Here is a 13,935-nt window from a genome sequence, read left to right as displayed (position 1 = left end):
ATCACTGAAGGGTAGAGACTATGAGCAAGCCGAATTTTGCGCCTTTGAAACTGTTCATCACCGGGCCGACCTACATCCGGCAGGATGTCAAGGAGGCGGGCCTGTTGCCCGAATTCGGGCATCGCGACGCGGAGAACGACCTGCGTTTCGCGCCCATCCGCGAGAACCTGCGCAAGCTCGCCGGGTGCGGCGACGACTATGAGCCGATCCTGTGCCTGGGCTCCGGCTCCATGGCCATGGAGGCCTCGGTCCGTTCCCTGGTGGCCGAGGACGAGACCATCCTGAACGTGTCCGTGGGCTCCTTCGGCGACATGTACTACAACATCGCCGTCAGCAACGGGAAGAAGGCCGAGAACCTCAAGTTCGACTACGGCCAGGCCATCGACCTGAACGTGCTTGAGGACAAGCTCAAGGAGCTCAAGCCGCAGGTGGTCTCCTTCACCCACAACGAGACCTCCACCGGCGTGGTCAACGACATGAAGGCCGTCTGTTCGCTCATCCGCCAATACGGGGCCATGCCCCTCGTGGACGGCGTGTCCATCTTCGGCGGTGCGGACATCGCCCTGTCCGAGTCCGGGGCGGCCATGTACTCCACGGCCACCCAGAAGTCCCTGGCCCTGCCCGCCGGGTTCGGCATCGGCTTCGTCTCCAAGGAGGCCGAGGATAAGGCCGAAAGGGTGACCAACAAGGGCCACCACCACGACATCATCAAGCACCTGGGCCGGGCGCGCAAGAACCAGACCCTGACCACCCCCAACACCACCCTGGCCAACATGATGTGGTTCCAGCTCGACCGCATCGTCAACGAGGAAGGCATCGAGCGCCGCTTCGCGCGGCACATCGAGATGCGCGGCATCGTCGAGAAATGGGTCGCCGGGCTCGACGGCTTCGACATGTTCGCCCCGGAAGGCTACCGCTCGCCCACCGTGTCCACCGTGCTCTGCCCCGAGGGCGTGACCGGCGCGCAGCTCAAGGGCACGGTCAAGGAGGCCATGCGCGCCCACGGGTACCTCATGGACCCGGGCTACATGAAGCTGAACAATCTGCTGGAAGAGGCGGGCCGCCGCCTGGTTTTCCGCGTGGGCCACATGGGCGACATCATGCCCGACATGCTCTCGGCCTACCTGGACACGCTCGCAAAGGAGTTGAGGAAGTTGTAACCGTCTGACGACTCGAAGCAGAGGAAGGGGAGAAGAGTATGCGGATTCTTGCCAATGACGGCCTCGTGGAGGAGGCGCGGAAGTACTTGAAACAGCAGGGCTTCACCGTGGAGACCGAGAAACGCGACGAGGACGACCTCATCAGCGAGATCGGTTCCTTCGACGCCCTGCTCGTGCGGTCGGCCACCAAGGTAACCCGGGCCCTGCTCGAGGCCGGGGTGCGGGACGGGGGCAGGCTCAAGATCGTCGGCCGGGGCGGCGTGGGCACGGACAACATCGACCTGGATGCGGCCAAGGAGCTGGGCGTGATCGTCAAGTTCGCGCCCAACGGCAACACCAACGCCACGGCCGAACACGCCCTGGGGCTGATGTTCGCCATCGCCCGCAAGGTGCCGTTCGCCCACCGCACCCTCATGGGCGGCACCTGGCACAAGAAGCGGTTCAAGGGCGTGGAGCTGTTCGGCAAGACGCTCGGGGTCATCGGCTGCGGGCGCATCGGCCAGGCCCTGGCGGGCAAGGCCTCGGCCCTGGGCATGAAGGTCATCGGCTACGATCTCTACCGGTCCATCGACGCGCCCCTGACCTACGTGGATTCCATCCCGGAACTGCTCGGCAGGTCCGACTTCGTGTCCCTGCACTGCGGCGGCGCGGACCCGGTCATCAACGCGCCGGAGCTCGGGCAGATGAAGGAGACCGCCTTCCTGATCAACGCCTCGCGCGGCAGGAACGTGTCCGAGGACGCCCTGTACCACGCCCTCAAGACCGGGCAGATCGCGGGCGCGGCCCTGGACTGCTACGAGACCGAGCCCAAGCGCGAGGGGCTGCCCTTCGTGAACAAGCTCCAGGAGCTGGACAACATCGTCATGTCCGCCCACCTGGGCGCGTCCACCAACAACGCGGGCATCCGCACCGGGCTGGAGATCGCCGAGGTGGTCACCGGCTACCTCAAGCGCGGCGAGTACAGCAACTCCGTGAACGTGGGCGAAACCGTCGAGGAAGAGGGCGCGGACGTCTATACCATCTTCATCACCCACGAGGACAAGCCCGGCATGTTCGGCAAGTTCGGCACCCTCATGGGCGAGATGGGCGTGAACATCCGCGAGAACAACTCCCGCAAGCTCGGCGAGCAGGTCCAGACCGTGTACATGGTCCACTCCAGGCCCACCGAGACGGTCCGCGAGGCCCTGAGCGCCATCGCGGGCGTCAACCGCGTGACCATCTGATATAGAGCGCCAATCCGAATTCGTGCGGGCCGGGGGATTTCTCCGGCCCGCTTTTTTTGCGCCCGCGCGTCCGTCACCGTATCGTAACAGTTATATAATGGATGAACCGGGCCACCTGCCTGATGGTTATGCCTGAAATATCCATCCCGGGAAGGAGAGACCCATGTTCCACGCCCTGAAGCTCAGGACAAAACTGTTGCTCGGCTTCGGCACGGCCAGCCTGCTGTTGCTCGTCGTCGTCGGCCTTTACCAATACGCCAACACCGCCTCGGTGCGGGATTTCGACCGGCTGCTGCGCGAGCAGGTGGCGATCAGCGCCCACGCCCGGCAGGCCGAGATAGCCATGCTGCAATGCCGCCGCAACGAGAAGGACTTTCTCCTGCGGCTGGACAGGAAGTATCTTTCGACCTTCGAGGCCAACCTGGCCCGGGTGAACGAGCGGGCCGCCGCCGTCGTCCCCCTGGCCGAGGCCATCGGCAAGCCGGATCTCGCGGCCCAGGCGCGGTCGGTGGAATCGGCCGCCGCCGAGTACCGGGCCGCTTTCCTGGAACTGGTCGAGGCCTGGGAGCGGCGCGGTCTGACCCCGGACTCGGGGCTCCAGGGGGCCTTCCGCGACGTGGTTCATGCGGCCGAGGCTGCCTTCGAGCGGCACGAGGTCCAGGACCTGTACATCGACATGCTCTTCATGCGCCGCTGGGAAAAGGACTTCCACCGCACCGGCGCGGACCGCTACCTGAACCGGTTGCTCGACGCCATGGACCGCTTCGAGCACGACCTGGATCTGAAGGAGAAAACCGCGCTGCTCGACGACGCAGGCAAGGCGCTGGCCGCCTACCGCGCGGCCTTCGACCGGTTCCGCGTGAGTCGTTCCGACGCCGACTACCAGATCGTGCGCCAGTCCGCCGAAGCCCTGGAAAAGCTCCTGGATTCGGTGTTCGTGCCCGACGTCAAGGGACTCCTGCTCATGGTCCGGCGCGGCGAGAAGGACTACCTCCTGCGCGGCCAGGAGAAATACGTGCGCAAGACCCACGCCAGCCTGGACAAGCTGGTCGCCGCCTTTGAAAAGTCCGGCGCGGATGAACAATACGTGCGCGAGGCCGTGGCCATGACCAAGGCGTACGCGAACTCCTTCGACGCCCTGGTGGCCGAGGACGGGCGCATCAAGGAGATCACCGAGCGCATGCGCACGGCCGTGCACGCCATCGAACCCGTGGTGGAGAATCTCTCGGCCGAAGGCACGCGCCTGGCCGGGGAGCGGGCCGACGAGGTCGGGGCCCGCGCCGCCCGGCTGGCCCGCGCGGCCATGCTCATCGGGCTTGCGGCCATCGTCCTGAGCCTGGTCTTCGCCGTGTTCATCGTGCGCAGCGTGCTCGGCCAGCTGGGCACCGATCCCATGGAGTTGGTGCGCATCACCCGGCTCATCGCGGACGGCAGGCTCGGCGTGCGGTTCGACGCGGCCGGGGACGGCGGTTCGGTTTACGGGGCCATGCGGTCCATGGTGGAGAAGCTCGTCGGGGTGGTCACGGACGTGTCCGAGGCGTCCTCCAGCGTGACCACCGGGGCCGAGGAGCTGAACGCCACGGCCGAGGCCGTGGCCCAGGGGGCTAATCAGCAGGCCGCCGGGGTGGAGGAGGTTTCGGCCAGCGTGGAGCAGATCGTGGTCTCCATCCGGCAGAACTCCGAAAACGCCGCCAAGACCGAGTCCATTTCGCGGCAGGCCAGCGGCGACGCCGAAGAGGGCGGCCGGGCCGTGGGCGAGACCGTGCAGGCCATGCGCGCCATCGCGGAAAAGATTTCGATCGTCGAGGAGATCGCCCGGCAGACCAACCTGCTGGCCCTGAACGCGGCCATCGAGGCGGCCAGGGCCGGGGAGCAGGGCAAGGGGTTCGCCGTGGTCGCCGCCGAGGTGCGCAAGCTGGCCGAGCGCAGCGGCAAGGCCGCCGCCGAGATCAGCGAACTGTCCAACAACTCCGTGGCCGTGGCCGAAAAGGCCGGGGACATGCTGGCCAAGATGGTCCCGGACATACTGCGGACCGCGGAACTGGTCCAGGAGATTTCGTCGGCCAGCGCCGAGCAGTCCCAGGGGGCCGCCCAGGTCAACAGCGGCATCCAGGGGCTGGACCAGGCCATCCAGCAGAACGCCTCGGCCTCCGAGGAGCTGGCCTCCACCGCCGAGGAGCTGTCGGGTCAGGCCCGGCAGCTGCACCGGGCCATCGGCTATTTTGATCTGGGGGGCGTGGACGGTGGCGGGTACGCGTCGTCCGGGGCCTTGCCCGCCGCTTCGGGCTCCGGCCAAGGCGACGGCCTGGAACGGTATTGATGCGGGAGAACGTAAAAAGGGTCGGCGCGCGCCGACCCTTTTTTTGCGTCTATCGCCTGGACAGCAGCCAGATGACGTGGACCAGGCCGGGGAAGTAGCCCAGCAGGGTCAGGAGCAGGTTGATCCAGAACTGCAGCCCCAGGCCGACCTTGAGGAAGGCGCCCAGCGGCGGGATGAGTATGGAGATGATGATGCGCAGGATTTCCATGGGGGCTCCTTGGTGCGGGTTGGGGGATGGTCATTCTTATCGTTTTTTCGCGTCGCGGACAACGGCGGTCAATCCGCCTTGGCCCCGGCCGCGATGTCCGGGGCGATGAGCCCGCCCAGGTTGTCGTAGGGGATGGTCACCACCTGTTCGCCCGCCGCGTAGGGGGCCACCTGGTAGGGGCCGAAGAAGAAGGCCACGCCCTCGTTCGTCAGGATGAAGCGGCTGAAGTTGTCGGCCGTGGGCGTAAGGCCCGCGTCGAGCATGTCCGGCACGAGCATGCCGCCCAGCGACTGCGACAGGACCTCGCGGCACAGGCCGGAGACCCTGGCCAGGGCCGCCTTGCGGTCCGGGAACAGCCGGTCCAGGGTGATCTCCCGGCCGTCCTGCATGTCGAAGACCCAGGTCATGGGCCAGTTGTTGGGGTGGGCCCCGCCGGTATAGGCCATGACGTGCAGCTTGACCGAGACGAAGCGGCCGCCGGGCGCGGGCCAGACCGCGTAGCGGGTGATCAGCTCGTAGGGGTGGGGAAAACGGCGCAGGTCGTGGTCCGGGTCGGTCTTCTTGAACTCATGGATGGTCGCGGACACGTAGTCGCGGACGGCCCGTGTGGGCTCGGCCCGGCAGAGCACCGGGTATTCGGCGTCTACCTTGAAGCCGGCGGTCCGCTCGGTGATCGTCACCGCACCCAGGACGGGCGGGTCGCAGGGCGGGGCGGCCCGGAGCGTTGACGGGCCGAGCAGCAGGAACAGGGTGATCAGCAGCGTCAGTGTCCGGGGCATGGTCCCTCCTAGGGTTCGTTGAGCAGCTTGCGCACTCCCCACGCCGCCTGGCCCAGGGAGATGCACCCGTCGTTCGGCGGCAGCTGGGTATGGACCAAGGGTAGCAGACCTGCGCCCCGGAGGGCCAGGGGCAATTCGCGGGCCAGGGTCAGGTTCTGCATGACCCCGCCGGACAGGGCCACGTGGTGGATGTCCAGGAGCATGGAAAAGGAGAAGGCCATCTCGGTCAGCCCGTTGATCAGCCCCAGGTGGAAGCGCCGGGCGATCTTGCCCACCGGAGCGCCGTTTTCCAGGTCTTCGAGCGCGGCCGCCACCAGGGACAAGGTGTCCAGGGCCACCGGATCGTCGGACTTGAGCGGGCAGGGGTAGGCCCCGGCCTCGTCCATGTCCTGGGCCTTTTCCAGGAGGATGGCCGCCTGTCCCTCGTAGGTGATGGCGCTGGTCAGCCCGCAAAGGGCGGCCACGCCGTCGAACAGCCGTCCACAGCTCGACGTCAGCGGCGCGTTGAGCCCCTTTTCAAGTATCTGCGGCAGGAAGCGGCTCTCGGCCTCGTAGCGGCCGAGCCACGGCCAGGCGTACTTGCCCGGCTCCTTCACGCCCAGCTCCCACAGGGCGGCCTGGGCGATGCGCCACGGCTCCCTGACCGCGGCCTCGCCGCCGGGCAGCCGGAAGCGCGCGAAGTGGGCCAGCCGCTGGTGGTCCTGGGAAGTCGGGTCCACCAGCAGGCACTCGCCGCCCCAGATGGTCCCGTCCTCGCCGTAGCCCGTGCCGTCCAGGGCCAGGCCGATGACCGGCCCGTCGAACTTGTTCTCGGCCAGGACCGCGTGGATGTGCGCGTAGTGGTGTTGCAGCGCGGCCACGGGCACGCCCCGCTTCCCGCCCAGCTCCTCGGCCAGGGACGTGGTCATGTAGTCCGGGTGCAGGTCGCGGACGATGAGCTTCGGCTCGACCTGCAAAATGTCTTCGAGATGGGCGCGGATCTCGTTGTGGAATTCCAGGGTCTCCAGGTTCGACATGTTGCCGATGTGCTGGCTGGTGAAGGCCTGGTCGCCCTTGGTCAGGGTCAGGGTGCACTTGAGCTCCGGGCCCACGCCGAGCACGGTCGGGCCCTTGACCGGCATGAACACCGGGGAGGGCACGAAGCCGCGCGCCCGGCGCATGAAGATGGGCTCGCCTGTGTCCGGGTTGACCCGAACCACGGAGTCGTCCGTGCGGATGAGGATGTCCCGGTTGTGGAAGAGAAAGATATCCGCGATGTCGGTCAGCCGCTCCAGGGCCTCGTCGTTGTCCAGGCAGATGGGCTCGGAGCTCATGTTGCCCGAGGTCATGACCAGGGCGCTCTCGGGCCCTTTGAGCCCGGCGTAGTCGTGGAGCAGGATGTGGTGCAGCGGGGTGTAGGGCAGCATCAGCCCGACGAAGTCCGTGTCCGGGGCCACGCTCCCGGCGAGCGGGAAGGGGCGTTTCTTGGCCGTCAGGACGATGGGCCTGCGGATGCCGGTCAGCCATTCCTCCTCGGCCGGGGAAACCAGGGCCAGCCGCCGGGCCGTGTCCATGTCCGCGACCATCACGGCCAGCGGCTTGTCCGGGCGGTGCTTGCGCCGCCTGAGTTCGTCCACGGCCTTGTTCGAGCCCGCATCGCAGACCAGGTGGAAGCCGCCGAGTCCTTTGACCGCGGCGATCCTGCCTGCGGCCAGTTCGATGGCCAGGCGGCGCAGGGACTCGTCGCCCTGGGCGATGACCAGGCCGTCGCGGTCGGTCAGCCAGGTGCGCGGGCCGCAGCGCGGGCAGGCGTTGGGCTGGGCGTGGAAGCGCCGGTCCAGCGGGTCGGCGTACTCGGCCCCGCACTCGGGGCACAGGGCGAACTTGGCCATGGAGGTCTGGGGCCGGTCGTAGGGGATGGACCGCGTTATGGTGTAGCGCGGCCCGCAGTTGGTGCAGTTGGTGAACGGGTAGCGGTAGCGCCGGTTGTCCGGGTCGCGCATGTCGTCCAGGCAGTCCGGGCAGGTGGCCACGTCCGGGCTGATGAGCACGGAGTGCCCCGCGCTCCGGGTGGATTCGAGGATGATGAAACCGTCCTCGCCGTCCACCGCGTCCAGTTCCTCGAAATCGAAGGTGACGATGCGGGCCAGCGGCGGCAGCTTGCCGGTCAGATCCTCGGCGAATCCGTTGACCTGCCCGACGTCGCCCTGCACTTCGATGAGCACCCCGGCCGAGGAGTTGTTCACCGAACCGGTGACGCCGTGGTCAAGGGCGATGCGGTAGACGAAGGGCCTGAAGCCCACTCCCTGCACCTGGCCGGTGATGGTGAAACGTTGGCGCATCCGCATGGTTGTCCATACCGTTCAAGCCCATTTTACGCAAGGGGAATCAATTTTTTGCAAGATGTTTCAACAGGCTGCGTATACGTCCTCGGATCAGCCGCATGGGCGCGAAGGACAGTTCGCGGACCTCGGAGAGCATAAATCCAGTGGTGTCAAATCCTTCTAATGATTCCAGGGGATAGGCCAGCCGGTCCTGATGCGCGCCGTCCATACCCCGGGTCTCGGCCTCCTCCCACAGGGGGACCTGTTCCGGCTTAAGCCCGAGCAGGGTGCAGGCCATGGTGTCCAGGGCCACGCCGTTGTTCGACGCGGCCAGCATGCCCAGGGGGAACGGCTCGCCCTTGATGGGGCCGTCGCGGTGCATGGGCCGGACCGCGTCCATGAGGTGCGTGGTCCGGGGCAGGGCGCGGTACACGTCCATGATCATGGACCGGAAGACCGCGTGGCTGTGCCCCAGCCGGTGGTGGGCGTACGCCTTGCGAAACCCGACCACGCAGCCGAACAGGTTCTTGACCGCGCCGGACACGGTCATCTGGCAGTGGACCTTGAGCTTGGGGAGGTTGAGGATGCGGTCCGCTTCCAGGGCGTCGCGCGACAGCCCGATGGTCCCGCCCAGGGTCAGGGGCAGGGGGGCGGGGCGGCCCAGGCTCCGGACCTCCAGGCCGAGCTCCCGGAGCGCCTCGCCGAGCCCGGAGGCTCCGGCCACGTAGGAGGCCGGACCGAAGGCCGGGGAGTCGGCCACGGTCACCTTCGCGCCGTGGTCCAGGAGCCAGGCGCAGGCCGCCCGGACCACCAGCGGATGGGTGGTGCAGTGGGCCGCGTTGCTCCCGTTGACCAGGTTCGGCTTGACCAGCACCCGGTCGCCCGGAGCGGGCGCGAACCCGATGGTTTCCAGGAGCCGGGCGACGGCCGGGCCGAGCAGGTCGGACCGGTATTCGGGGACGCTGAGTATGGCGACGGTTTCGGGCATGGGGGCGAGCATAGGCCCGGTCCCGGACATTGACAAGCCGGGGCTTGCCAGCCGGGCCGGGAAAGGAGACAATAGCCGAATGAATCCACTCGTTTCCCTGAAAGACGTGTCCGTGACCCGCAACGGCAGGCGGCTGCTCGGGCCCGTGACCTGGCAATTGGAGCGCGGCCGCCACACCGCCGTGACCGGGCGCAACGGCTCGGGCAAGACCACCCTGTTGCGCCTGCTGCGCGGCGAGATCACCCCGGACATCGGCGGTGAGCGCGTCTACGACTTCGGCGAAGGGCCGCAGCGGACCGTGCTCGGGCTCAGGCAGCGCATCGGCCTGGTCTCGGCGGACATGCAGGACTTCTACTTCCTGCACACCCCCCGGGTAAAGGGCCGCGACGTGGTCCTGGCCGGGTTCCACGACACCCCCATCCTCTACGACCGGGTCGAGCCCGGGGAGGAGGCCTTGGCCGACGCGGTCATCGAGCGGCTCGGCATCCGCGACCTGGCCGAGAGCGAGTTGCGAACACTTTCCACAGGCCAGGTGCGCAAGCTCCTGGTGGCCCGGGCCCTGGCCCCGGAGCCGGACGTCCTGCTCCTGGACGAGGCTCTGGACGGGCTGGACGCGGCCTCACGGGCCGAGGTGGTCGAATTGCTCGACCGGGCCGGGGAGCGGACCACCCTGGTCTGCGCCGCCCACCGCGCCGGGGACCTGCCCGACTGCGTGCGCCACGCCCTGGCCCTGGACCACGGCGAGGTCCTGGCCGAAGGGGAGCGCGACCAGGCCGAGCGCGCCCTGTGCCAGTCCGCCCCGGACGTGGTCGCCTGCGACCTGCCGCCCGCGTCCGCGCCCGAATCCTTCGAATTTCTCCTGCGCATGACCGGGGTGTCCGTGGTGGCCGACGGCACGCGCATCCTCGACGGGATCGACTGGGAGGTCCTGCCCGGCGAAAACTGGCTCGTGCTCGGCGAGAACGGGGCGGGCAAGTCCACGCTGCTCAAGCTGATCCTCAGCCACATCGCGCCCTATGCCGACGGCGAGCGGGGCACGGGCACGGTGGAGCGGTTCGGCGGCATGACCATGGACGAGGCCCGGCCGCTCATCGGCGTGGTCTCCCCGGACCTCCAGGCCGGGTACGCCCGCGAGCTGGGCTGGGAGGTGACCGCCGAAGAGACGGTCATGTCCGGGTTCCGGGGCTCGGTGGGCATGCTCGACGAGCCCACCAGCCGGGAACGGCTCGGGGCCGAACAGTGGCTGGACATCGTCGGCCTGCGCGGGCTGGGCTCCCGGCGGCTGCGGCACATGTCCTACGGCCAGCAGCGCAGGGTCTTCATGGCCCGGGCCATGGCGCCGGGGCCGAGGCTGCTCCTCCTGGACGAGCCGCTGTCCGGCCTGGACCCGGCCTCCAGGGCGCTGATGATCGGCCTCATTGAACGGCTGGCCGAGGCCGGAACTCCGCTGATAATGGTCTCCCATTACGCCGAGGACCGGATACCCGCAGTCAACCGGATTATGGAACTTGCGGCCGGGCGGCAGCGTTTTTGCGGCGAACGGAGCGGGTTTGCGGCGGGCCGGGCCGCCGGGTGAGGATGGAACCCTGCCATTTAATTCCGTTTAAATTTAAAAAAACCCCTTGACTAATTTTGTTTTTTGGAGAACTGTGCCTTCTAGTGTGTCAGCGGGACCCCTTGGGGACGGTCTCATTTCCGGCCGACGCTGACTGGGGAAAGGAAACAGGTATATCGAGAAGCAGTGTGCGCATCGTGTACGCTGCTTCTCTTATTATTTCATCGATGCGAAAGCATCAAATTGATTCACCAGGAGTGAATAACATGTCCAAGAATATCTATGTCGGCAATCTGCCCTGGTCCGCCACCGAAGACGAAGTCCGCGCGGCTTTCGAAGCTCACGGCCAGGTTTCCTCCGTTAAACTGATCGAAGACCGTGAGACCGGCCGCCCGCGTGGCTTCGGTTTCGTGGAAATGGACGACGACTCCGCCGCTCTGGACGCCATCGAGGCGCTGGACGGCAAGGACTTCGGCGGCCGTAACCTGAAGGTCAACGAAGCCAAGCCCCGTGCGGAGCGCCCCCGCTGGTAGTTCGCACCCGCCCTTAAAAAGGCATCTATGCCCGTCTCTCTTGAGGGAGGGACGGGCTTTTTATTCTCCGGCGTCAGGCCGGTCACCCATAACCGGGAGTTGTTTTGGCCAAACCGAATTACAAGTTCGCAAAGCGGCAGAAAGAGTTGGCGAAGAAAAAGAAGAAAGAAGAAAAATTGAAGCGCAAGGAGCTGAAGAAGCAGGACGACTTTGATTCGGACGACGACGCTGACGATGACGCGGACGACGACGCGGATTCGGACGACGACCAGGTAGAGGCGTCCTGATTTCATTGTCGGGCCGGGGCGGTTGGCGCATTGCCAAGACCCCGGCCGGCGGGTAGTATCAGGGAAATTCCATGCGTGAGCATGCGGAGGAAGCCATGCGACACAAGGGCGAAGTAACCTGGTTCAACGAACAGAAGGGGTTCGGTTTCATCACCGGCGAGGACGGCCGCGACGTCTTCGTCCACTACACCGAGATCGTCCGCGACGGGTTCCAGACCCTGGAGCCCGGCGAAAAGGTCACCTTCGGCCTGACCGACGAGGAGACCGGCCCCAAGGCCGTCGAGGTCCGCCCGGCCGAAGAGGCCAAGACCGCCTCCCTGCTCTAATCCTGTCCCAATCCCATGCCCGGCTCCATGACGCGGCCGGTCAGATCCGTCTCATATCCGCCCTGGGCCTTGATCCTGGTCTGGACGGAACTCTTGCCGATGACCTCGAGCAGGGTCTTGATGCGCGCATCGTCCATGAACCTGTCCGGGATGACCAGGTCGTATCGCTCGTGGGCCAGGGGCGCGAAGTCCAGGCCCAGCGCCTTGGCCGCCGCGTAGATGCCCAGCCCGCAGGAGGCCGCGCCGGTGAGCACGTTCACGGCCACGGCCATGTGGGTGAATTCCTCGTTGTCGTACCCGGCCACCTCGCGCGGGTCGATGCCCGCCTTCTTCAGATGATGGTCGAGCAGGATGCGCGTCCCGGCCCCGCGCTGGCGGTTGATGAAGGTCACGTCCTTGCGGGTCAGGTCGTTCACGCCCCGGATGGACAGCGGGTTGCCCTTGGCCACGATGAGCCCCTGATGGCGGATGGCCAGGTTGATCACGGTGACCGGGATGCCCTTCAGGTAGCGCTCGATGAACGGGAAGTTGAAGTCCCCGGTCTCGGGGTCGAACAGGTGCGCGCCCGCGAACAGGGCCGAGCCCGCCTTGAGCGCGGTCAGGCCGCCCATGGACCCGGCGTGGCTCGAGACCAGGCGCAGGGGCTCGGACAGCCCCATCAATTCGTTGGCCAACAGGTCCAGGGTGTTGTCGTGGCTGCCCACGTGGACCAGCACCCGGTCCAGGTCGCTTTTGGGGACCAGCAGTTCGGCCTTGACCGTCTCGCCCTGTTCCACGCCCTCCACGTCCTCCGGGATGTAGGTCACGGCCTGGGCCTTGGTCATGGTCGAGATCATGCCCGCGCCCCTGGCCAGCGGCGCGCCCACGATGTTCTCGCCGATGCGTCCGGCGGCCAGCCGGATGGCCTCGCGCATGCCCGGCCTGGACGGCGTCTTGCGGGCCAGGACGATGTCCGCCTCGAACCGTTCGGGCGCGGCTTTGCCCATGAGCCAGTGGACCACGGGCGCGAGAATCTTCTCGTGGCAAACAATGGCCGACACCGGATAGCCCGGCGCGCCCACCAGGAGCCTGCCCGGATACCCGCTGCGCTCGTCGCTTACGGCCAGCAGGCTCGGTTTGCCCGGCATGACCGAAATGCCGTGGACCAGGACCGTGCCGATGGATTCGAAGACCTTCTTGGAGAAATCCTTGCTCCCGGCGCTCGATCCCGCGCCGACCACGACCATGTGGCAGCCCTTGCGCAGCCCGTCCACGACGGCCTCGCGCAGGGCGTCCTCGTCGTCCGGCACCGGGGCGGACCACTGGGCGTCCAGGCCCCAGCTCTTGGCGTAGGCCCGGAACACCTGGGAGTTGGATTCGATGACCTGCCCGGCGCGCGGCTCGGGCTTGTCCAGGAAATTCAGCACCTCGTCGCCCGTAGGCAGGAAGATGGTCCGGATCCGGTCGCGGACCTCCACCTCGTAGATGCCCGCCGAGATGAGCGCGCCGATGTCCGACGGCGTCAGTTCCCGGTTCTGGGGGATGAGCAGCTCCGTGGCCACGATGTCCTCGCCGATGCGGCGCACGTGCTGCCAGGGGAAGGCGGGGCCGTCGATGAGCACGGTCATCTCACCCTTCTGGACCACGTTCTCGATCATGACCACCGCGTTTTTGCCGTCGGGCATGGGGTTGCCGGTGTTGACGAACAGGAACCCCTCGCCCAGCTCCAGGGCCACGGGCGCGTCCTCGCGGGCCGCGAAGGTGGATTCGGCCACCACGGCCACGCCGTCCATGGCCGCCGCGTGGAAGGTGGGCGAGGAATACCGGGCGTAGATCGGCCCGGCCGTGACCCGGCCCGCCGCCTCGTGGGTGGGCACCCGCTCGGTGCCGAGCAGGGCGTCGCGGTCAAGGTTCGCCTTGGCCAGGGCCACCGCCTCTTCGGGCGGGATAGTCTTCAGATAGATATTGCGTTTGCTCATGGTGAGGTTGCCTCCGGCGGCCAGAGGGAAAACTTTTACAAAAGTTTCCCCTCTGGACTCCCCTTCAAAACTTTTGGCGCGCTTCGCGTCGTAATCAAACATATGTAGATGTATCGCTTCGGTCGGAAAAAAGGCAACCCTTTCCGAATTTTCCATTCTACGACATCTCCCTCCGCGAAGCGGCACAAAAAGTTTAGGAGGGAGAGAGGGGATGGGGGTCCGGGGGGAAGGGGAGAGAGGGAAGCCCTTTTCAAAGGGTTCCCTCTCTCCCCTTCCCCCCTGGCCGCCGGAGGCG

Annotated in this window: 12 protein-coding genes; 7 read left to right on the top strand and 5 right to left on the bottom strand. The window is 66.8% G+C overall.

Going from position 1 to position 13,935, the window contains the following annotated elements; all coding sequences use genetic code 11:
- Positions 1–20 precede the first annotated feature (20 nt).
- From AB6M95_RS08785 to AB6M95_RS08775, 3 genes are all read left to right on the top strand, one after another.
- A complete protein-coding gene (locus AB6M95_RS08785) occupies positions 21–1,160 on the top strand; it encodes a pyridoxal-phosphate-dependent aminotransferase family protein (RefSeq protein ID WP_371386361.1) in 1,140 nt (379 codons plus the stop codon).
- Positions 1,161–1,198: 38 nt separating this feature from the next.
- Positions 1,199–2,383 (top strand): phosphoglycerate dehydrogenase, encoded by a 1,185-nt coding sequence (locus AB6M95_RS08780; protein WP_371386360.1) that lies wholly within the window; start codon positions 1,199–1,201, stop codon positions 2,381–2,383.
- Positions 2,384–2,546: 163 nt separating this feature from the next.
- Entirely contained in the window at positions 2,547–4,703 is a 2,157-nt protein-coding gene (locus tag AB6M95_RS08775; protein WP_371386359.1) for a methyl-accepting chemotaxis protein, read from the top strand.
- Between the two features lie 49 nt (positions 4,704–4,752).
- Here AB6M95_RS08775 and AB6M95_RS08770 read toward each other — a convergent pair whose 3' ends face one another.
- The 4 genes from AB6M95_RS08770 to AB6M95_RS08755 form a co-directional block, all read right to left on the bottom strand.
- Positions 4,753–4,911: a YqaE/Pmp3 family membrane protein gene (locus tag AB6M95_RS08770; RefSeq protein WP_338667540.1), complete on the bottom strand. Its 159-nt coding sequence runs from the start codon at positions 4,909–4,911 to the stop codon at positions 4,753–4,755.
- A 68-nt stretch (positions 4,912–4,979) separates the two neighbouring features.
- Positions 4,980–5,690 carry a DUF3298 and DUF4163 domain-containing protein gene (locus AB6M95_RS08765; protein WP_371386358.1) on the bottom strand — a complete coding sequence of 237 codons (711 nt, stop codon included), beginning with the start codon at positions 5,688–5,690 and terminating at the stop codon, positions 4,980–4,982.
- A gap of 8 nt (positions 5,691–5,698) precedes the next feature.
- Positions 5,699–8,017 carry a carbamoyltransferase HypF gene (gene hypF / locus AB6M95_RS08760; RefSeq protein WP_371386357.1) on the bottom strand — a complete coding sequence of 773 codons (2,319 nt, stop codon included), beginning with the start codon at positions 8,015–8,017 and terminating at the stop codon, positions 5,699–5,701.
- Positions 8,018–8,057: 40 nt separating this feature from the next.
- On the bottom strand, positions 8,058–8,993 hold the full coding sequence (locus tag AB6M95_RS08755) for a DUF362 domain-containing protein (protein ID WP_371386356.1): 936 nt from the start codon (positions 8,991–8,993) through the stop codon (positions 8,058–8,060).
- 67 nt (positions 8,994–9,060) lie between these two features.
- On the opposite strand from AB6M95_RS08755, the gene AB6M95_RS08750 reads away from it, so the two are divergent.
- The 4 genes from AB6M95_RS08750 to AB6M95_RS08735 all read left to right on the top strand — a co-directional run bounded on the left by AB6M95_RS08750 (position 9,061) and on the right by AB6M95_RS08735 (position 11,682).
- On the top strand, positions 9,061–10,557 hold the full coding sequence (locus tag AB6M95_RS08750; RefSeq protein ID WP_371386355.1) for an ATP-binding cassette domain-containing protein: 1,497 nt from the start codon (positions 9,061–9,063) through the stop codon (positions 10,555–10,557).
- Positions 10,558–10,802: 245 nt separating this feature from the next.
- Positions 10,803–11,069, top strand: coding sequence for an RNA-binding regulator (gene rbp / locus AB6M95_RS08745; RefSeq protein WP_071544271.1), 267 nt, complete (start codon positions 10,803–10,805; stop codon positions 11,067–11,069).
- 104 nt (positions 11,070–11,173) lie between these two features.
- Positions 11,174–11,356: a hypothetical protein gene (locus AB6M95_RS08740; protein WP_371386354.1), complete on the top strand. Its 183-nt coding sequence runs from the start codon at positions 11,174–11,176 to the stop codon at positions 11,354–11,356.
- A 95-nt stretch (positions 11,357–11,451) separates the two neighbouring features.
- A complete protein-coding gene (locus tag AB6M95_RS08735) occupies positions 11,452–11,682 on the top strand; it encodes a cold-shock protein (protein ID WP_371386353.1) in 231 nt (76 codons plus the stop codon).
- Here AB6M95_RS08735 and AB6M95_RS08730 read toward each other — a convergent pair.
- A complete protein-coding gene (locus AB6M95_RS08730; RefSeq protein ID WP_371386352.1) occupies positions 11,679–13,640 on the bottom strand; it encodes a molybdopterin biosynthesis protein in 1,962 nt (653 codons plus the stop codon). The genes AB6M95_RS08735 and AB6M95_RS08730 overlap by 4 nt on opposite strands.
- Positions 13,641–13,935: the final 295 nt, after the last annotated feature.

The organism is Pseudodesulfovibrio karagichevae (assembly GCF_041414475.1).
Lineage (GTDB): Bacteria > Desulfobacterota > Desulfovibrionia > Desulfovibrionales > Desulfovibrionaceae > Pseudodesulfovibrio > Pseudodesulfovibrio karagichevae.
This window is presented reverse-complemented; position numbering and strand designations above follow the sequence as displayed.